The 19,781-nt window shown below is 64.6% G+C and carries 19 protein-coding genes and 1 pseudogene; 7 read left to right on the top strand and 13 right to left on the bottom strand.

Annotation, left to right across the window (positions count from 1 at the left end):
• Positions 1–295 precede the first annotated feature (295 nt).
• The 7 genes from ACSKB9_RS13550 to ACSKB9_RS13580 all read left to right on the top strand — a co-directional run bounded on the left by ACSKB9_RS13550 (position 296) and on the right by ACSKB9_RS13580 (position 4,620).
• Positions 296–787 (top strand): Rieske 2Fe-2S domain-containing protein, encoded by a 492-nt coding sequence (locus ACSKB9_RS13550; protein WP_438080189.1) that lies wholly within the window; start codon positions 296–298, stop codon positions 785–787.
• A complete protein-coding gene (locus tag ACSKB9_RS13555; RefSeq protein ID WP_438073699.1) occupies positions 676–1,452 on the top strand; it encodes an RHO alpha subunit C-terminal catalytic domain-containing protein in 777 nt (258 codons plus the stop codon). The genes ACSKB9_RS13550 and ACSKB9_RS13555 overlap by 112 nt, the downstream gene beginning before the upstream one ends.
• A complete protein-coding gene (locus ACSKB9_RS13560; protein ID WP_438073701.1) occupies positions 1,452–1,967 on the top strand; it encodes an aromatic-ring-hydroxylating dioxygenase subunit beta in 516 nt (171 codons plus the stop codon). Before ACSKB9_RS13555 ends, ACSKB9_RS13560 begins: the two co-directional genes overlap by 1 nt.
• Positions 1,968–1,975: 8 nt before the next feature.
• On the top strand, positions 1,976–2,302 hold the full coding sequence (locus tag ACSKB9_RS13565) for a non-heme iron oxygenase ferredoxin subunit (protein WP_016846920.1): 327 nt from the start codon (positions 1,976–1,978) through the stop codon (positions 2,300–2,302).
• Between the two features lie 38 nt (positions 2,303–2,340).
• Positions 2,341–3,654, top strand: a complete 1,314-nt coding sequence (locus tag ACSKB9_RS13570) for an MFS transporter (protein ID WP_438073704.1) — start codon at positions 2,341–2,343, stop codon at positions 3,652–3,654.
• Entirely contained in the window at positions 3,651–4,244 is a 594-nt protein-coding gene (locus tag ACSKB9_RS13575) for a MarR family winged helix-turn-helix transcriptional regulator (RefSeq protein WP_244978730.1), read from the top strand. The genes ACSKB9_RS13570 and ACSKB9_RS13575 overlap by 4 nt, the downstream gene beginning before the upstream one ends.
• A 94-nt stretch (positions 4,245–4,338) precedes the next feature.
• Positions 4,339–4,620 (top strand): hypothetical protein, encoded by a 282-nt coding sequence (locus ACSKB9_RS13580; RefSeq protein WP_438073705.1) that lies wholly within the window; start codon positions 4,339–4,341, stop codon positions 4,618–4,620.
• A gap of 126 nt (positions 4,621–4,746) precedes the next feature.
• Here the strand turns inward: ACSKB9_RS13580 and ACSKB9_RS13585 are convergent, their stop codons facing one another.
• From ACSKB9_RS13585 to ACSKB9_RS13645, 13 genes and pseudogenes are all read right to left on the bottom strand, one after another.
• Positions 4,747–6,783 carry an adenylate/guanylate cyclase domain-containing protein gene (locus ACSKB9_RS13585; RefSeq protein ID WP_438073707.1) on the bottom strand — a complete coding sequence of 679 codons (2,037 nt, stop codon included), beginning with the start codon at positions 6,781–6,783 and terminating at the stop codon, positions 4,747–4,749.
• 86 nt (positions 6,784–6,869) lie between these two features.
• Positions 6,870–7,895 carry a SphA family protein gene (locus tag ACSKB9_RS13590; RefSeq protein ID WP_438073709.1) on the bottom strand — a complete coding sequence of 342 codons (1,026 nt, stop codon included), beginning with the start codon at positions 7,893–7,895 and terminating at the stop codon, positions 6,870–6,872.
• A 49-nt stretch (positions 7,896–7,944) separates the two neighbouring features.
• Positions 7,945–8,967, bottom strand: coding sequence for a DUF1254 domain-containing protein (locus tag ACSKB9_RS13595; RefSeq protein WP_438073711.1), 1,023 nt, complete (start codon positions 8,965–8,967; stop codon positions 7,945–7,947).
• Positions 8,964–10,400, bottom strand: coding sequence for a DUF1254 domain-containing protein (locus ACSKB9_RS13600; RefSeq protein WP_438073713.1), 1,437 nt, complete (start codon positions 10,398–10,400; stop codon positions 8,964–8,966). The genes ACSKB9_RS13595 and ACSKB9_RS13600 overlap by 4 nt, the downstream gene beginning before the upstream one ends.
• 15 nt (positions 10,401–10,415) lie before the next feature.
• Positions 10,416–11,357, bottom strand: coding sequence for an HlyD family secretion protein (locus ACSKB9_RS13605; RefSeq protein WP_438073714.1), 942 nt, complete (start codon positions 11,355–11,357; stop codon positions 10,416–10,418).
• Entirely contained in the window at positions 11,357–11,599 is a 243-nt protein-coding gene (locus tag ACSKB9_RS13610; protein ID WP_438073716.1) for a DUF3302 domain-containing protein, read from the bottom strand. Before ACSKB9_RS13610 ends, ACSKB9_RS13605 begins: the two co-directional genes overlap by 1 nt.
• Complete coding sequence (locus ACSKB9_RS13615; RefSeq protein WP_438073717.1) at positions 11,596–12,618, bottom strand: HAD family hydrolase; 1,023 nt, start codon at positions 12,616–12,618, stop codon at positions 11,596–11,598. The genes ACSKB9_RS13610 and ACSKB9_RS13615 overlap by 4 nt, the downstream gene beginning before the upstream one ends.
• A 37-nt stretch (positions 12,619–12,655) precedes the next feature.
• Positions 12,656–14,322 (bottom strand): annotated as a pseudogene (locus tag ACSKB9_RS13620) (arylsulfatase).
• An 85-nt stretch (positions 14,323–14,407) separates the two neighbouring features.
• A complete protein-coding gene (locus tag ACSKB9_RS13625; RefSeq protein ID WP_438073719.1) occupies positions 14,408–15,802 on the bottom strand; it encodes a BatD family protein in 1,395 nt (464 codons plus the stop codon).
• Positions 15,799–17,319, bottom strand: a complete 1,521-nt coding sequence (locus tag ACSKB9_RS13630; RefSeq protein WP_438073721.1) for a VWA domain-containing protein — start codon at positions 17,317–17,319, stop codon at positions 15,799–15,801. Before ACSKB9_RS13630 ends, ACSKB9_RS13625 begins: the two co-directional genes overlap by 4 nt.
• Positions 17,312–18,310, bottom strand: a complete 999-nt coding sequence (locus ACSKB9_RS13635; RefSeq protein ID WP_438073723.1) for a VWA domain-containing protein — start codon at positions 18,308–18,310, stop codon at positions 17,312–17,314. Before ACSKB9_RS13635 ends, ACSKB9_RS13630 begins: the two co-directional genes overlap by 8 nt.
• On the bottom strand, positions 18,303–18,794 hold the full coding sequence (locus ACSKB9_RS13640) for a DUF4381 domain-containing protein (RefSeq protein ID WP_438073724.1): 492 nt from the start codon (positions 18,792–18,794) through the stop codon (positions 18,303–18,305). Before ACSKB9_RS13640 ends, ACSKB9_RS13635 begins: the two co-directional genes overlap by 8 nt.
• The gene (locus ACSKB9_RS13645; RefSeq protein ID WP_438073726.1) at positions 18,787–19,773 is read right to left on the bottom strand and encodes a DUF58 domain-containing protein; all 987 of its coding nucleotides are present in this window, start codon (positions 19,771–19,773) and stop codon (positions 18,787–18,789) included. The genes ACSKB9_RS13640 and ACSKB9_RS13645 overlap by 8 nt, the downstream gene beginning before the upstream one ends.
• Between the last annotated feature and the right edge of the window lie 8 nt (positions 19,774–19,781).

Raw genomic sequence — 19,781 nt, forward strand, 5'->3', positions numbered from 1 at the left:
CGCCGTGAAAAGACGCGAGCCGTGACGCGGCTCTGCGGGCGACTTTGCACGGCCGGCGGTTAGTCGAAGGGAGGACGTTATGAACGCTGCTTCGCAGACCCATGCAGCAAGGCTGAGCGAGATTTCCCGGCTCATCGACGACCGCCCCGGCGAACGCATCTTCGAAGTCGATCGCCGGATCTTCACCGATCCGGACGTGTTCGACGCCGAGCTGCGATATATCTTCGAGGCCACGTGGAATTTCATCGGCCTGGAATCCCAGGTCGCCCGTCCCAACGACTTCGTCACCACTCATATCGGCCGGCATCCCATTCTGGTGATGCGGAGCACTGAGGGCAAAGTCGGCGCCTTCCTCAATACCTGCCGGCATCGCGGAACGATCGTCTGCCCGTTCAAGCAGGGCCGGCAGAAATTCCATGTCTGCCGCTATCATGGCTGGGCCTACGACTCGGGCGGGCGCAACGTCTCCGTGACGGAGGAAGCGAGCGGGCAGTATCCGCCGTCCTTCTCGAACAGCAATCACGACCTTCTTCCGGTCGCCCGGCTTGGCTCGTATCGCGGGTTCCTGTTCGCGAGCCTCTCGGCCGACGTCCCCCGCTGGAGGAATTTCTCGGCGACACCCGCGCGTTCCTCGACCTCATCATCGATCAGAGCGACAGCGGTGAGGTCGAATTCGTGCCGGGCGCCAGCACCTACACGTTCGATGGAAACTGGAAGCTGCAGTTCGAGAACGGTCTCGACTACTATCACTTCGCGACCACGCACAGCTCCTACGTCGACATCCTGAAGAAGCGCAATGCAAGCGCCGGACCGGATGCTGGATTCACTGCGGAGCCGGAAGGCGAGCAGGAAGGGCAAGGCAGCTTCAGCTTCGATTACGGCCACGCCGTCAACTGGTCGATCAAGCGCACGCAGCTCTATGGCCGGCCGCTCGGCATGGATCCGGCGCGTCTCGACGCGGTGCGGCAGCGCGTCGGCAGCGCCCGCGCCAAATGGATGCTGCGCCAGCGCAACCTCACGATTTTTCCGAACCTGCAGGTCATCGACATCCTGTCGGCGCAGGTGCGAACCTGGCGGCCGCTGGCACCCGACAAGACCGAGATGGTGTCGCATTGCCTTGCTCCGGTCGGCGAAAGCGCCGCGGCGCGCACGCTTCGTATTCGCAACTACGAAGACTTCTTCAATGCCTCCGGGCTGGCAAGCTCGGACGACAACGTCATGTACGAGTTTTGCCAGACCGGCTACGACGCGACAACCGCCGCGCCCACGCAAGGTTATCTGCGCGGCGTCGCGGAAGTCGGCCATGGCGAGAGCGCGCACACGCGAGAGCTCGGCATCACCCCAACCGAATGGTCGTTCGGCCCCGCCAGCTTCGGCGGCGAGACGAATTTCCATCCCGGGTATCGTGAGTGGCGCAGGCTGTTGCAGCATGCCGCCGGGGAGACGGCGTGATGGCGGCCGACGCAATCAGGCAAACCGACGCCCACGCGGTCGCGGCCGCGGTCATCTTTCGCGAGGCCCGCCTGCTCGACGCCGGCGAATGGGCCGACTGGGTCGCGATGTACAGCGAGGATGCAGTCTATTGGGTGCCGGCGTGGCTCGACGAGTACACCACCACCAATGATCCCGACACGCAGGTCTCGTTGCTCTACCACGATGCGCGGCGCGGGCTGGAAGAGCGGGTCGCGCGAATCGAGTCGCGCAAATCGATCACCGCGCTGCCGCTGCCACGCACCGTGCACCAGATCTCGAACCTGGAAGCGTCGGAAACCGGCGCTGATCAGATCACCTGCCGTTCGGTGTTCTCGGTCCACGTCTACGACCCGCGCGTGGCCAAGGAGCATCTGCGGCACGGGCGCTATGAGCATACGCTGCGGCGTGACGGCGAGACCTGGAAGATCGCGCGCAAGGTCATCACGCTGGTCAACGACCGCGTCCCGACCGTGCTCGATTTTTACAGCATTTGAGAGGGCACATGACGGACGATCAGGGAACCTGGCACGAAGCGGCCGCACTCAGCGCGCTGAACGAAGGCGAGCCGTACGGCATCGAAATCGGCCGCCACCACGTCGCGCTCTATCGCGTCGGCAATGAATACTACGCCACGAGCAACATCTGCACGCATGCGGAGGCACTGCTGTCCGACGGCATTCTGGAGGGCTGCGAAATCGAATGCCCGCTGCACATGGGCCGCTTCGATATCCGAACCGGCGAGGCGCTGACCAGTCCGGTCGAGATCGACATCCGGACCTATCCGGTACGCGTGGCGGGCGACAGGCTCGAAGTCTGCCTGCCCGCATAACTGAACCATCAAAAATCAATAATTCGGGGGAAACAGGGATGACCGAAGTCGTGATGGACAAGGCGGCGATAGCGACCGCCGATCCGCAGATCGAACGCACCACAATCCGCAAGGTCGCGCTGCGCCTGATGTGGTTCGTCATGGCGATGTACTTCCTCGCCATTCTCGACCGCGGAAACATCTCCTTTGCCGCGCTGCAGATGAACAAGGAGCTCGGGCTCAACGCCGAGATGTTCGGCATCGCGGTCGGTATCATGTACTTCACCTATTCCATCTTCGAGATCCCGAGCAATCTCATCCTCAGCAAATACGGCGCGCGCGTCACGCTGACGCGGATCGCGATCCTGTGGGGCATCGCCACGATGCTGATGGCATTCACGCAGGGCCCGCTCAGCCTCTATGCATTCCGCGGCTTCCTCGGCTTTGCCGAGTCCGGCCTGTTTCCCGGCGTGATGCTGCTGCTGAGCCTCTGGTTTCCGTTCAAGTACCGCGCCCGCTACAACGCGATGTTCAACTATGCGGTGCCGATCTCCTATATCTTCGCCTCGCTGATCTCCGGCGCGATCCTCGAGCTGAACGGGGTGTTCGGCATCTCGGGCTGGAAATGGCTGTTCATCCTCGAAGGCCTGCCGCCCGTCATTCTCGGAATCGTCGGCATCTTCTATCTGACCGACCGCCCACAGCAGGCGAGCTGGCTGTCGACGGCGCAGCGCAACTGGCTGACCAGCGCGCTGGAGCGCGACGCCAAGGCGACCGGGGTGGTGCATGCCGAAGGCGTGCTCCGGACCATCACCAAGCCGATGGTGCTGCTGTTCGGCCTGTGCAATTTCGGCCTGTTCTGTGGCCTGGCTTCGCTGTTTCCCTGGCTGCCGCAAATCATCAAGTCGTTCGGGCTGCCGAATTCACAGGTCGGTTTCGTGACCGCGATCCCGCCCGTCGCCGGCCTGATCGGCATGATCGCGTTGTCGCGGCACTCCGACCATGTCGGTGAGCGCTTCTATTATGCTGCCATGACCTTCGTGATCGCGGCGGCCGGCTTCGCGATAGCGGCCTTTTCAACATCGCCGGTTTGGATCATCATCGGATTCATGGTTGCCAATGTCGGTGTCTATGGTACGCAGGCCGTGTTCTGGACCATTCCCCAGTCCTACATGTCGCGGCAGAGCGCGCCTGGCGCGATCGGCCTGGTCAGCACCATCGGCAGCATCGGAGGCGCCACCATCCCGATCGTGATCGGACGCGCCAAGGACGCCTCGGGCAGTTTCACCATCGGATTCCTCGTGGTAACAGGCGTTCTCCTGGTCGCGGCGACGTTGGTCTTGATCGCACGCACCCAACTCGTGAAAGAATGAGCAGTCGGACCGCCACCAACCGTACCAAGACCCCTGCCCCGCGCCGCGCCGCGCAAGAGGATGCGCGCTCGGAACTGGTGATCGATTTCGAGCGCTATGTGCCCACGGTGCTGTCCAGCCTGGTCGCGAAGTTGCGCGCCAATGCCAATGCCTTCTTCCCGCAGGCCTACGGCGTGTCGCTCGCGGAATGGCGGGTGCTGTCCTTTCTCAGGGAGCATGAGCCGGCAAGCGCCTACGACATCTGGACCAATGCGCAACTGGACAAGGCCGTCGTCAGCCGCGAGACAACCTCGCTGAAGAAAAAGGGCCTGATCGAGCTGACGCCGGTGCGAGGCAGCGCCCGGAACCGGACCGAGATCCGGCTGACATCGCAGGGCGTGGCGCTGCTCGACCGCAGTCTGGATGAAATCCTGCGCCGGCACAGCAACCTCACGGCCGGTCTCGACGCCAAGGCGCTGGAGAGCTTCTTCCGGGTCGTGGCGCATATCGAGCACCGCATTCCCCACATGGCCGACCAGACCTCGAACGCCGTGCCGGCCCATGCGCCGGTCAAACGCATTGCGAAGCGGAGGCCGCCGACCGGCGCCTAGCGACACTTGTCCGGTGAGGAACCCGCGTAATTTATGTTTCAGTAAGCAAGTTGTAGCTAGGATCGACCAGTGAGTTGCGTATGGGAGACTTCCAGTGATCGACTTTGACGAACTTCGTAGTATCGCCGCGGATGTTCGTATCTTTATCGATGCGTCGGAAGACAAGGGTGGCGCCTTGAAGGCCATCATCGAGGCCTACGACGTCGTTCTCGGCATTTTCCCGGCCGGCCAGGGAATGGATCTTCACGTGGTCAAGGGCAACGAGGTCCTCAATCACATCGCGCAGACCCAGGCATCGTCGGGCTTTACCCACACCGCCATCGCATTCCAGACCCGTGAGCAGGCTGTTGCGCTTGAGCAACTGATGGCGGCCTAGCCACCGGCGTTGCACCCCCGCAGCGGAGCGGCTGAAGTGATCGCATCGGCGATCGCGCGATCCGGACCGATGACCCAAGCGGTCCTGAAAGATCGAGGGTCGGATCAAAATTCCTCACCCTGCGTCTCAGTGCACGGGTAGATCAAGCGGCGGTTGCTGAACTGCATTGCGCAGCCGTTCAGCATGGTACTGCGCGACGCTGTCCCAGGGGTACTCGATCAGGAAATCGGCAATGCGCAGCGCCGCCGCGGCGGGCTCCGCGTACCGGATCGAACTGTAGACGGCTTCCCAGCGCGCGCAGAACGTCAGCTCTGAATCGCCGCGTTCGCCGCACAGCTCGTAGACCGTGATCGCGTCGGCAAAGCCCTTCGGCCGGATCTGGTCGACGCTGCGGAACGCGAATTTGTGTTCGGCACGCGCCTTCACGGCTGCGCTCACCAGGACCTGCGTGCCGTAGTTCTTGTTGAGGCCTTCGAGACGCGAGGCCAGATTGATGGTGGCGCCGAGCGCGGTGTAGCTCATGCGGGCGGCGGAGCCGACATTGCCGACCACGGCATCGCCGAGATGCAGGCCGAACCGCGTGCCATAGGCCGGCCAGCCTTCGCTGCGGAAGGCGCGGTTAAGCTCGGCGTTGCGCTGAACGCAGTCCAGCACGGCCTCGCAGGCATGAACGACGTGATCGGGATCCTCGTCCGGCGCGTTCCACAGCGCCATCACCGCGTCGCCGATGAACTTGTCGATGGTGCCATGGTGCTTCATGATCGCTTCCGACATCGCGGCGAAATAACGCGAGGTGAAGATCATGACCTGCGAGGGGTCCGCCTTCTCGGTCTTCGCGGTGAAGTCGGCGACGTCGGTGAAGAGAACCGTGACCTCGCGCCTGATGCCGCCGAGCTGCAGCGAGGCTCCGGACTGCATCAGCTGACGGACGATCGGCTGCGGAATGAAGCTCGAGAAGTTGCGTACGACGGTGCGCATCGTAAACACCGAGCGGCCCAGTTCATCGATCTCGTCGATGGCCGATTGCATCCGCGGCCGGTCGGCGAGCTGAAAGCGCTGGATCTCATCGGTCTGCCGCGCCAGCTCGCGCAGCGATCGGGCGAGCAGCGAGCCGAGCCAGAACGCGAACGGCAGCATCGCGATCACAAAGCCGAGCGCGACGGCGAACAGGGCGCGCCGCTCCGAGATGATCTTGGCGAAAAACTCGTCGAGCGGGGCGACCACCGCGAGGTGGATGTTGGCCGCACCGGCCGTCTCGATGCGGTGAAAGGCCGCGACGAGGGTCCGTCCGTCGGCATCGGTGAAGAACTGCTGGGCGAGCCCGTCGGTGCGCCAGGCCTGGATCGCCGCGGACAGGCCGGGAAGCTTGAGGACGTCGATCCGGGGCAATGCGTCGCTGCGTTCTGTCATCAGCTCGCGCATCTCGGGATGGCCGACGATGCGGTCGGCGTCGTTGAACAGGAAGGCCAGCCCGGATTTTCCGAGCTTTTGCCGGCTCAGCATCTCCTCGAGGCGATTGAGCAGCAGATCGGCGGCCACCACCCCGCGGCGGCCCTCCCTGAGCGGCGTACGCAGCGTGTAGCCGGGCTCCCCGGTCGCGTAGAACACATAGGGCCCGGTGAGCAGCGTCTTGCGATCCTTGAGGGCATCGACATACCAGGGACGCTGCCGCGGGTCGTAGCTGTGCGGCCCCGCCACCTTCGCGACCTGGGTCAGGTTTTCCGACAGGAACAGCGTCAAAGGTGCCGCGGCGGCCGCCCCGGAGCGGGCAATGACGACGACGCGGTAGACGGCGTCGGCGGCGACATTCAGCGCCGTGCGGAATTGCGGCTTGGCGCGATCGATGACGTCCATCTCAAGGAAGGAGCCGTCTTCGTACCCGACATAGAGGTTGAAGATCTGCGGATTGTTGCGCAGCATCGAGGCCAGCAGCGCGTAGAGCCTGACATTATCGGCGACGTCGGCCTCCTGGATGGCCGGAATTCCTGCCAGGATCTCGAGGCTGTCGCGCACATTCTTGAACTGCGCGTCGATGCGATCGGCGCCGATTTGCCCCACCTTGTCGATGAAGGTGCTCGCGGCCATCTGCGTGATCGACGAGACCCGCCTGAAACTGAGATAGACCAGCGTCAGTCCGACCACCAGCACCGCGGCGATGACCACCGTGATGATCGAGGTACGGAAGCCGATACGAACCGGCCCCGGCCGGTCTCGCGCGCATCACTCATCGAGCTCGTCGTTCGCCTCCGCTAATATTTGCGCACGATCGGCTTCGTCGGCGTAGTAGCCGGCGCGGCAGGCGAGAGCTGGAACGTCACCCAGGCCGTCCACCCCTCGGGCCGGTTCTCGGCGGCAAAATCCTTGTAGCCACGAAGGTTCAGATAGCCCTGATAGCCGTCAGCCACCGGAAAGATGAATCCGACCTGCGGGCCGATGCCGGCGACGCGTCCCTTGAAATCACCGAGCTTCGCGCCGGCACCGCTGTCTCCGGTGAGCTGCTGGAAATAGTAGCCGGCGACACCGACATGCACATTCTTGGCGACGAACTTCGAAAGTCCCCAGTCGACGTGGAAGTCGATGCCGTTCTGGTACTGCAGATCCTTGTTCATTCCATTGTAGGTGACGCCCGCCAGCACCGAGAACTCCTGGCCGGTTTCCGGATTGAGATAGGTATAGGCGCCGCCGACATCGATCGCGGTGAATCCGAAGCTGAGATTGGCGAGGCGGCTGCTGTCATAGGTCCCGCTCGGGATGTTGCCGAAGATGTAGACCATCTCGTTGTTGACACCCTGATTCCATTTCAGCGTGCCCTGGTAGAAGACATCGGAGACCGTGTTGCGGTTATCGGTTGCGACGCCCGAGACCGTATTGCCCCGCGGCCCGGTCAGCGTCGCGTCAACCCCGACGCCGACATTTCCGGGCGCGGCAAGAAAGGTGACCGCCGCCTGTCCGCCAAGGACCGACTGGGCCCAGGTATAGGTGAACCCTTCCACGAGAACGTCCGCATGCGCGTTGAGACCGGCCACGACCGATCCGGGCACGCGGTTGCCGATGACGAAATTCTTGCCCGCGTTGGCGCTTTGGTCGAGGTGAATGTAGATCGTCTCATACGCCCAGCCCGGCATGGCCGGCGCCGCGGTCAGGCTCGCGAACGCGCCGGGCAGCCAGAAGCTGACCCCGCCGGCGTCGGCCAATGCCGCGCGCGGCGCTGCGGACAGTGCGAGTGCGGCAACTATGCCCAGTGCGGCGCACCTGTGATTTCTGACCATCCTCATCCTGATCTCCCCACTTCGTTCAGGCCATCGTAGCGGATTCGCGCGCGCTTCAGTTGACCGCCTGCGCCTCCGGGAACTTCCATTTGCCGTTCAAGATTTCCGCACGCGGCCGGTAGAGCCGGACCGTGTAGTTCGAGCCCTTCATGGTCGGCAGGCAATTCGGGAGCTTGCCGTCGCAGCCGCAGAACTGGACCGCGATCGAGCCATCAGCGGACTTCTTTGCCGTGATGTTGTTCAGCGTGTAGGCGTCATAGGGATTCTTCTCGAAGTATCCCTTGGCATTGTAAACGCTGATCGACCAGAACGCGTCGACCGGGACGTCGCGGACGGTCAGCTTGTAGACCGTCGTGCCGTCGTTTTTGGCGGGCGTGACGCTCAGATAGGTGGCGTCCTTGTCGGGATTGCCGCCCCAGCCGGCGGCGGTGCCGATCAAGTGCCTCACCGGGTCGACCTGCCCCTTGGCTCCGAACGCGCGGGCGAAGCCGCCGGTATGGTCATTCAACACCAAAAGCGCATCGCGGATGCTCTTCTGGCTGGCCTGGTCCCAATTCGGCACCTCGAACTTGCCGGAAGCCTTCTGGCTGATCTTGATCGCGTCTTGCAGCGCGTGAACCTGAGCGACGTCCTTTGGGTCGTTGGGATCGACCAGCGTGCGCAAAGCGAGCAGCATGTAACGCGTTCCGGCCTTCGCCTTGTCGTAGGTGAAGCTACCCGCGTGATATTCGATCTTGCGGATCACATAGTGATCCTCATTGATCGCCATCAGCGAGCGGAAGCGTTTACCTGCATCCGGCAGCGTAATGGTCACCGGGCCGGCATCGAGGTCGAACACACCCGACGAGTAAAGCGTATCGCGATTCGCCCGGATCACCGCCTGCTTGTCGATCGACATCGGCTCGCGGCGGTGGAAGAGCTTGCCGGTCCCACTCGCATCCTTGACGGCGTTGCCGAAATAGAGGTCGGACTCGGCACGGGCAAAATTGTCCACCGTGACAGGCACCGGCGATTGCGCGAGCGATGTGCTCTGGCCCGCGAGGCAAAGGACACCGGTCAACAGATATCTGAACTTCACTGCTTCGCTCCATTTCCGACCGTGGCATTGATCTTTTCCACATCGGGCAGCTTCCACACCTTGTCGAAAAACTCCTTCTTTGGCGCGTAGAAGCGCGCCATCAGCTCGAACTTCCGCGCGGGGTCGGTCGGCAGCCAGTTGGTTTCCTTCCCGCTCGGCGCCGCGGGCCCGATATAGATGTCGACTGAACCATCGGGGTTCTTCTGCAGGTCGGGGATTTGCGAGGACCGGCTGGCCCGAGCGACGTTCTTGATCAGGGCATGGGTCTCGCGATCGTAGGCGGTCACCGACCAGTATTGTTCGACCGGAACATTGGCCGGAACGTTGAGGCGATATGTCTTGCTGCCGTCGAAAGCATCGCCCGCCTTGTCGCGAATCGAGATCGCATAGAACTGACCGGCGCCCAGGCGCTTGATGCCGATATAGGCGTAGCTGTAACCGAGCGCGCGGCTGTCGGTCGGGTATGCGTTCGGATCGGCGAACCCATCAGCGTAGGCCTTGACGACGTCCGGCGGCGCCGGGAACGTCCAGCGGCTGGTCTCGGAGAAGAACGGCGGCAGGCCGGCGTCGTATTTCGCCGCCAGCCACGCACCCGCCTCCTTCGCCGCCGCAGCAAGCACCGTCTTCATCGCCTCGGACGGAGCGAACGGCTTTCCTTTCTCGATGCCGATCGACCTCAGGCTATCGATCATCACCCGATCCCGGTCGATCCACGGCTCGTCCTGTACGATCCGGTTCAGATGCTCGAAGAAAGCCGCGTCGTAGCGAATGGTGGAATCGAAGTCGACGTCCTTCACGTCGCTGAACACGGTCGCCGGCGGGCTGGCCGCCTGCGCCAGGGGATAGACCTTCATGCGCCTGCCGTAGGCGATCGCCGCCTGGACGTCGGCGTCGCCGTGGCTCTTGAGGTTGGAGCGCAAAAGCATGTAGCCGCCGAACGTATCGGACTGCAGCACGATGTAGCCTTCGGGCTTTGGACCGTTGTAGCCCGGTGGCAGAATCAGGAACTTGCCACCGGCGCCCTTGTCGACGCCGAGCAGGCCGGCATCCTCGAGCGGCATCTGCCATACCGTGACGATATTGCCGTTGAACGATCCGTTCGCATCGCCAGGAGGGAGATCGAGCACGATCGGACCATTCCGCGTGTCGAAGAACGTCATGAAGTACAGCGCGTCCGGATTCGGTGTCAGCGTCTGATTGTGCCAATCAAGCGGACGCCCCCAATAGATCACCTGCCCCACCTTGCCCGGCGTCCTGGTCAGCATCTCCTGCCGCATCAGGTCGGTATTGACCGCGGGAATGCCCCAGATCACGGCTTCAACGGCGCGGCGCTCGATCAGACGGCGATTGAGATCGTCGCTGGACGGCGTTTGGGCGTACGCCGATACGGTCGCCATCATCAGTGCAACTCCTCCGGCGATCAATGGCTTCATGATAATCTCCATCGCTCAAAACGGATTCACATAATTGACGATCGCGAGCTGCCGCAGGATCACGCGGCGCACGACATGGGTCGGCTTCAGATGGTCGGTGTAGATCGCCGCCGTTCCGGTCGAGCCGGCCGGCAGGCGGTTGGCGAAGGCGGCATCATCGAGCTTGACGCGCACCACGAAGGGCACAGCCTCGATCGCCTTCGGCGCAACGGCGGTGCCCGAGGTCGTGGCCTGGCCGGTCGCGACCGCCTGCAGCACGCTTTCGACCTTCCCTGAGTAAATCTGCCCGGGCGCAAACTTGAAGGTCACCTCGACCTCCTGCCCGGGCGCAACGTAGCGCGCATCGATCTGGTTGATCTCGACGCCTATGATGGTGTTCGAGGTGTCGATGAACGCCATCACCGGCGACAGCGGCAGGTTCGCGACCCGCGCGCCCTTGCGCAGCGCAAGGTTGGTGACGTAGCCGTCGGCCGGCGCGCGGACCACCGTCTTGTCGCTGTTCCACTGCGCGGCCTCGAGCTGGCCGCTGAGCTGATCGACCTCGGACTGCCGCTGCTCGACGTCGAAGCCACGTCCCGCATCGCGCTCATAGAGCGTCGTCATCTGCGCCAGCCGTGTCTTCGACAGCTTGAGCTGCGCCGTGATCGCCTTGACCTGCGCATCGTAAGGCGTCGGATCAATCTTGAAGAGGACGTCGCCGGCCTTCAGCGGCACGTTGGCGACGACGGGCACCTCGGTCACCTCGCCCGCGACGTCAGGCACGATCGACACGGCGTTGCGCACGACCAGCGCCGAGCCCTGCGGCGCGCCCCAGCCCATCGGCACCAGCAGGCCGAACAGCAGCAGCACCAGCACGATGAAGGGAGACGCCTTCCAGAACAGGTTGAAGCGCACGATCTTGAAATGCACCAAGAGGAACAGCAACACCAGATAGACGTTGAAGATCGCGACACCCATCACGCATCTCCCGCCCGTCGGGGCGCCGGCACATCGACATAGGCCCAGATGAACGCGATCGGCCACAGCGCGAAGCCGCAGATCAGGGTGATCCAGCCGGCGACCATCACGGCCTGCGCATAGGGGTGATTGCGCGATTTCGCGATGTGCCCGGGCAGCCAGCCGGCGATGCAGAACACGCCGATCGCGCTCGCGATCAGGATGACGAGCACGATCCAGGCGAAGATGTCGTAGCCGCTCATGGCTTCGCCTCCTTCGCGGCACCAGCTGTGGCCAGGGGTGGAAAGATATCCTTCCAGTCCTGCTTCATGTCCACCACAGTCCAGCCGCCCGCGCTGGCGGCATCCAGCGCCTTGTCGAGCTTGCCGATCCTGGATTGCCGGTCGTAGGCATATTCACGAACCGCATCCGTATGATGCACGATACCGGCAAAACGCGCGCCCGATCCCGCCACGGTCCATTGCAGCATCTGCAGGTCGCCATCCGAGTTGCCGAATGCGAAAATCGGACGGCGGCCGATGAACCGGTTGATGCCGACCGGCTTGCCCGGGCCGTCATCGATGAACTCGACCTTGGCTTCTTTCATCAGCACGGGCTTGCCGTCGGCGCCGATCTGGAATTTCACCACGCCGGACGAGCCGACCACCTGCTCCGGCGGGATGCCGTAGACCCGCTCCATCCATGGTCGCATGAATTCGACCCCGCCGCCGGAGACGACAAAGGTCTTGAAGCCGTTGGCCCTGAGATAGGCCAGTAGCTCCAGCATCGGCTGGTAGACCAGGCTGTCGTACGGCCGGTTGAAGCGCGGATGCCTCGCGGTCGCGAGCCAGTCGCGCACCAGATCTGCGAACGCATCGGTGGTCATGCCGGCATGCGTCGCCATCACGATCTGCAAGAGGCCCTTCTCGCCGCTCGCGGCCAGCGCCTTGCTGTCCTTCTCGAGAAGCGCCTTGAAGGGTTGCCGCGTCTTCCAGTTCGGATGCTCCGGCGCCATCGCCTTGACGCGGTCGAACGCGAAGGCGAGCTGGAAGTAGAACGGCTGCTCGGTCCAGAGCGTGCCGTCATTGTCGAACGTCGCGATGCGTTCGGCGGGCGGTACGAAATCCCGCCCGCCTTGCGCCGTGACGCGCGCGACGAAATCGACAATCGCCGATTTCGCCGCACCGTCGTTCCATGACGGCAACGGATCGGCCGGCTGCGCCATCGCAACGGAGATGGCCGCAAGATACGCAAGCAGTGCAGCTGTGAACCGAACCATCATCGCACTTTCCCTCCTTCTGTCCGTTACTCTTCCTGCATCACTGAGGCTTCATGCGCTCGAGCTCGTTCAGCCGCTTCAAGGCGGCTTGCTGCCGGAGCAAGCCGTAGTTGATGCCGGCCGCGTTGAGCGAGCTGCCTTCCTGGTAGGGGAACTGATCAAAATCGGCGAAGAACTCCTTGACCTTTCCCTGCACGGGCACGATCAACCACATGTTCTGGGCGAGGAATTTTATCGCCTCACCGCCTTCCTCCAGGCCGCGCTCATAAGGATCCATGCGCAGATTGGTGATCAGTGACCATGCGGTGACCTCACGTGTGCCGGTTGCGATGTTCCCTTTTGATGAGGCAAAGCTCAGCTTCCAGTCGTTCCACCTGATGGCATTGAGATTGCCGCCCTGGTCGAAATAGTAGATCGCATCGCGAGGCGGCTCCTTTGCATCTCCCTTGAAGAAAGGCATGAAGTTGTAGCCGTCGAGATGAACCTTGAAGGTCTTGCCGCCTGCGCCCGCAAATCCGGTCTTCATCTTTTCCTTGACGTCCGGGATTCCGGCCGCGGCGCACAGGGTCGGGAACCAGTCGATCAGCGAAATGATCTCGTTGTATTGCGTGCCCGGTTTCACGACGCCCGGCCAGCGCACCATCATCGGGATGCGCATGCCGCCTTCCCACGTCGTTCCCTTCTCGCCGTGGAACGGCGTCATGGCGCCATCGGGCCACAACGCGATTTCTGCGCCGTTGTCAGTGGTGTAGACGACAATCGTGTTGTCTGCGATGCCGAGATCGTCGAGCTGCTGAAGCAGTTCGCCAACCATCCCGTCATGCTCGACCATTCCGTCCGCATGGATACCCTTGCCGGTCTTGCCAAGCGATGCCTGCTTCAAGTGGGTGAAGACGTGCATGCGGGTCGAGTTGAACCAGCAGAAGAACGGCCGATTTGCCTTGGCCTGGCGGCCGATGAAGTCCTTGGCGCCCCCAGAAATTCCTCATCCACCGTCGGCATCCGCGCGGTGTTTAGCGGGCCGGTGTCCTCGATCTTCCCGTCCGCCGTCGCCTTGATGACCCCGCGCGGACCATATTGCTTCCGGAAGTTCGGATCCTTCGGATAGAAGTAGCCCTCCGGCTCCTCCTCGGCGTTCAGATGATAGAGATTGCCGAAAAATTCATCGAAGCCGTGCTTGGTCGGCAAATGCTCGTCGCGGTCGCCGAGATGGTTCTTGCCGAACTGACCCGTGGCATAGCCCTGGGTTTTCAAGGCATCGGCGATGGTCGGCATCCAGTCCTGGATGCCGTGGGGATCGCCCGGCATGCCGATCGTGAGAAGTCCGGTGCGGAACGGCTCCTGTCCCAGGATGAACGACGCACGTCCGGCCGTGCAGCTTTGCTGACCGTAGGCATCGGTGAAGATGGCCCCCTCGCGCGCGATCCGGTCGATGTTGGGCGTGCGATATCCCATCATGCCCATGGTGTAGGCGCTGATCTGCGGGATGCCGATGTCGTCGCCGAAGATCACGAGGATGTTCGGCTTGCGGCCACCGGCCGGCGCCGCAGCGGGCGCGGCTTTCTGGGCTTGCGCGAGAGCCTGTGACGTCAGTGCCGCCGTGGCAGCAAGCGATGACGTGCCGAGCAGCACGGCCCGGCGATCAATGTTCGAGGCACCGCAAGTTGAGTTGGCGCCGGCGTCATGTTTCTTCGTCTCACTCGTCATTCGACACTCCTGAGTTGCTCTAGGGTCGCTCGCTCCGGTGATTACGAATCATGCGTTCTGCTCGATCGGTCTCAATGTGCTTCGTTCATCTGGCGGGCTTTGGTCGACCAAGGGACGTGGTGGAGGAAAGCCCGACCGGATTCAGGTTCTGAAGTGAGCGCGTGCCTTCGCGGCGTCTCGCCCGCCGACGCAGGTTGCGCCGGGCACCGCCGACCTGGCGCAGCAGCCGGTGCGGTGACCAGCGCGCCGCGCCGGCATACGGCGCGAACAGCTCGCGCTCGACCGCGCCGATCTCGTCATCGAGCGCGGCATCATGCGCGGCGGCCTTGAACGCCTCGACCGTGTGCTGCGGCGCGACCGGCTCGAACCGCTGCAGCCAGTCGAGCAGCGCGAAGTAGACCGCCCTGGCGTCGCCATGGCGCGCGGCGCGACGCAGCTCGCTGAAGGCGAACGCTTCCGAGCGCAGATAGGCCTCGCGATGCCGGCGAAGACGCGCCGTGGTCGCGCGGACCGTCCGCGGCATCAGCCAGCCGAGCCCGGCAAGTGCCAGTAGCACGAGCACGATCGACTTCCAGCGATCGGCGACGACATCGCGCAGCGCGCCCCACGACCGGCGCGGGCCGGAGGTGCCGACTGAGGACGCACCGCCGGCTGCGGGGTTCGCCTCCACGTGCAGCGTCACCGGGTCGAGATGCGCCACATCGATGCGTTGCGCGTCGATGTTCCACCAGCGCAGGTCGATCGGCGGCAGCACATAGTCGCCGGCCCTCTCGAGCATGTAGACGCCGCTGTCGGTGCGCGCCGAGGACAGCACATCGGTGCGCCCATCGGTCTTGTCCTGGAGCGACGGCTGCGCTGGGTAGAGCCTGAGCCCGTCGAACGCGGTGAACTTCACCGGCGGCAGCAGCATCGCCGGAATGCCTTCGGCCTTGACGGTGACGGTCCGCGTCACGGCGTCCCCGGTCTTGAGCTGATCCGACGAACGGTTGACGGTCTGCTCGATCGACAGATTGCGCGCGGCCAGGAACGGCTGCAGGGCGGAGGCCGCGTCCGGGATGAAGGCCTCAAATGCGATCGGCGGCAGCGCGAGTGTGGCCTCGCGCGTCGCCGGCGGCTCGGCGGCGTATTTGATGGTGATCGCCTGGCCGGCGATCGCGTAGCTGCCCGGCTCCTGCGGATGAATGGCGAATTCGAACCGGACGCCGGCATAGGTGAGGCCGTCCCGCTGCTCGTTTTCATTGATGCTCCGCAACTGACGGGTCACGGCATTGCGGACCTGGAAGTCGGGTAGCTCGGGTGGCGCCGTCATGTAGTTCGGCGCCAGCACGTCGATCCGCAGCGCGGCCGCCTGCCCCACCACGACGCGCGGCGGATCGATCGTCACCCGCAGGATCGGCTCCGGCGCGGTTTGCTGGGCGAGCGCCGCGCAGGGTATGAGCAGTCCGATCATCAGGGCTACGGCGGCGAGCGGGTGCCTCATGGCTTCGTCCCCGCCGGCCGCGTCGCGTCCTGGATCGCGAATTTCAGCTTGAGGAAGTCAGCCGGCGTGGTCTGGACCTGACGCATCCAGGCTTCGGCGGCGCCGGCCGTGGTGAGATCCGTCGGCTTTACCTCGATCCGCTTGCCGCCCTTCTGGGTCGGGTCGACCCGCATCTCGTCGGCCTTGAAGTCCGGCGGCGCGCTGTCGTCCTGCTCCTGCTTCTTCCGCTTCTCCTCTTTCGCCTTCAGCGCCGCCACCACGATGGCACGGTTGGTCTTCGCGGCGACATGGCCGGGCGCGATCTTCAGAACCTGGTCATAGGCGGCGATCGCCTTCTCATAGGCATGGTTCTGCGCCTGGGCGTTGCCGAGCGCGAAGCGTCCCTCGAGCGTGTCGACATGCGCAAATTCCTGCGCGGCCGTCAGGAAGTCGAACGCCCGATAGGCGGCGATGCCGCGCCACATCGGATCGGAGAAGCGCCTGGCCGCGGTCGCATAGTCGCCGCGATCGAACGCGATGCGTCCTTGCTGATCCGGCGTCAGCCACAGGTCGGCAAAACGGCGCGGCTCCTGCGCCCTCGCGGACGACACATGCGACAGGCAGACGAAGGCAACAACCCAGGCCACCGTCGTGCCGCGCCGGAACCAGAGCAGGCTGAGCAGTGCAATCGGCAGCAGCAGCCAAAAGCCCTCATCGCGCCATTGCGTACCGAACGCGTCACCCTGCGCGGCCTGATAACGGGTTTCGATCCGGCGCTCGAGCGCCGCGATGTCGGCGTCGTCGATGCTGACCCGGACGACGTCCGAACCGAACCCGAACCTCTCGCCCTTGTTCGGCGTGACGCTCAGCTTGACCAGGCCGTTCCGTCCGGCGGCCTGACGAACCGCTCCCTCCTCGTCACCGCCGTCGTCGGCGACAAGCAGGATCGTGCCGGGCACTGTTTCGGTCGCGAGCGCCTCCGCGGCGAGCGCCACCGCCGCGACCGCGTTCTTCCCGGGCGACGGCATCAGGCCCGGGGCAAGCGCGGCGAGGAAGGGTTCGATGACGGCGCGATCGTCGGTCAGCGGCATCACCAGATGCGCGGTGCCCGCATAGGCGATCAGCCCCGTGCGCGCGCCGGCGCGCGCCGCAAGCAGATCCCTGATCTTCTGCTTGGCGCGTTCGAGCCGCGTCGGCGCGACGTCGCTCTGCCCCATCGTTGCATCGAGCGACAGCGCGATCATCAGCGGCGCCTTGTCCTCGACGAAGGGCGGCAGCTCACGCCGCCAGGTCGGGCCCGACAACGCGACGATACCAAGCGACAGCGCGGCGGCGACCAGATAAAGCGGGCTGACGCCGCGTCCCGTCCCCGGTTGCACGATGAGATGGTTGAGCAGATGCGGCGCGATCACCCCGCCCCATTGCGCCTGCGGGCTCTGCCGCCAGCGCACCCATGCGAAGACGGCAGCGACGGGAATCAGCGCAAGCAGCCACAGCGGCCGCAGCAGATGGATCGGAATGACAGCCGCGTCATGCATGGCCGGGCGCTCCCCTTCGTCCCAGCCCGCTTTCCAGCGAAAGGCCGAGCCACAGCAGCAGCGATAGCACCACGGCGGCGCCAAGCGGCCACTGGAACAGCGGCTGCTTCGGCCGCCATGCCAGCGTATCGAGCTTGGCTGGCGCGAGACGGTCGATGTTCGCGTAGATCGCCTGCAACTGCGCACCGTCCTCGGCACGGAAGAAATGGCCGCCCGTCGTGGCGGCGACCGATCGCAAGACGCCGAGATCGACGCGGTTCTCGCCGCTCGCGGTCGGATCGCCGACACCGATCGTGTCGATCACGACACCGTTCTGCTGTGCGATGTCGGCGGCATGCTCCGGAGGGACGCGGCTCGCCGTATCGTTGCCATCGGTGAGCAGGACCAGGAGCTTCTGCCGTGACTTGCTCGCCTCGAAGGTCTTGATCGCAAGCCCGATGGTGTCGCCGATCGCGGTCTGCTGTCCGGCCATGCCGACCTCGGTCTGCGCCAGCAGCGCGGTCGCGGTCTGCAGATCCTGTGTGAACGGCACTTGCACATAGGGCCTGGTGCCGAACAGCACCAGCGCGACGCGGTCGCCGTGCCGCCGCGCGATGAAATCCGCGACCACGCGCTTGACGCCGTCGAGCCGCGTCAGCATCGCGCCGTCGCTGCCGCGGAAGTCGCGCTGGTCCATCGAGCCGGAGATATCGATCGCGAGCATCAGATCGCGCGCCGAAACCTCGCGCGTGACGGGATCGCCGACCCATTGCGGCCGCGCCAGCGCCGCGACGACCAGCGCCCAGATCAATGCGGCCGTCACCATCTGGATGCGCCGCCGCTGCAGCACGACGGCGCCGCGCTGCGGGGTCTGTCCGGTCGCCGCCGCAAGGCGGTCGAAGAACGGCACCATCACAGAGGCCTGCCGCGCGCGATACGGCGGCAACAGCCACCACGCCAGGATCGGCAGCGGCAGGAGCGCGAGCATCCAGGGCCATGCGAACTCAAACATGGTGCCCCCTGATCCAGCGCCGCACCAGATCCTGCAGCGCCGTTAGATCGCCGGCATCCGCCGTCGTCCGCCCATACGGTGCGGTCGCGAGCAGCCGTCCCGCGCCTTGCGAGAATTCGTTCCCGCCATAGCTGCGGTCGAGGAACGCAAGCCAGCCCGCGCCGGCAAGTGGCGCGACGGTTTCGCGCGGAAAGGCATCGAGCGCGGTCTGCCGCACCAGCAGCGCGAGGCTCGCGGCCATTCCCTCCGGAACGCCGCCTTGTGTCTGCGGCAGCCGGTCGAGCTCCGCGAGCGCCGCGCGCCGATAGCGGTTGGCGCGGAAATGCCGCAGCAGGCGCCATGCCGCAACGGCGACCGCTGCGGCAACCAGTACGATCGCGATCCACGACGCCCATGTCGCCGGAAGCAGGCTCACCGGCGGTGGCAGCGGGATATCGATCAGGCCCGCGACGGGATCCACAGTGACCGGTTGGGTGTCAGCCAAGAGCCGCCTCCGCTCGGGTGTGACCACCACCGCGTCCGTGCCGGGCCGGCAGCCCGCCCAGGAGACGCCGGAGTTGCGGCGCCGTTTCCTCGGCTGTGCTCAGCGGCAGCACCGGAATGCCAAGTTCACGCGTCCATGCGAATACGCCGCGCAGCCGCTCTTGCGATGCCTGCGCGATACTTTTGCGGACGCTCTCGCGGCCGACTTCGAGCTGGATCTGCAGCTCGCCATCGGTGACGGTCATCCGGCTCGAGGCAGGCAAATCGCTTTGCAAGGGATCGTGGACCAGCACCGCGACCACGTTGTTATGCCGGGCGATCGCCCCGATCATCCGGCGCGTTGCGGTATCCGCGCCATCGAAATCGCTGATCAGGATCACCGTGGCGTCGTGCATCGTCCGCCGCTCGGCATGTTCGAGCGCCCGGTTGAGCATGCCTGACGCCGGGACGATGCCGCGGCCGACGCCGAGCGCCTGGTTCTGCGCGACGATGGTGGACAATATCTGCAACACCGTCGCCCGACTGCGCCGCGCCGCCAGCTCGACGACATCGCTGTCATTGAACACGATCGCGCCGATCCGGTCGCCGACGCCGAGCACACGCCAGGCGCCGATCGCGGCGGTCTCGGCCGCGGTGACCGACTTCATGGCGCGCCGGCTGCCGAAGAACATCGACAGCCGCTGATCGACCACGAGCAGGGCCTGACGGTCGCGCTCCTCGTTGAAGACGCGCACATGCGGCTTCTGCAGCCGCGCCGTGACCTTCCAGTCGATCTCCCGGACATCGTCGCCCGGGCGATAGTCCCTGATCTCCTCGAAGTTCAGCCCGCGGCCGCGCATGCGCGAGGCGAACCGGCCCGACAGCAGACTATGCACCGGCTGGCGCGGCAGGAACGAAACCCTGCGATCCCGGAATTCGAGCGCGATCAGATCGTCGAGACTGACGTAGACACCGGGCGTTCTGGCTGATGTCTCCGTCATCACGGCCC

Origin of the sequence: Bradyrhizobium sp. BR 1433 (assembly GCF_051547665.1) — a bacterium.
Classification (GTDB): domain Bacteria; phylum Pseudomonadota; class Alphaproteobacteria; order Rhizobiales; family Xanthobacteraceae; genus Bradyrhizobium; species Bradyrhizobium australafricanum.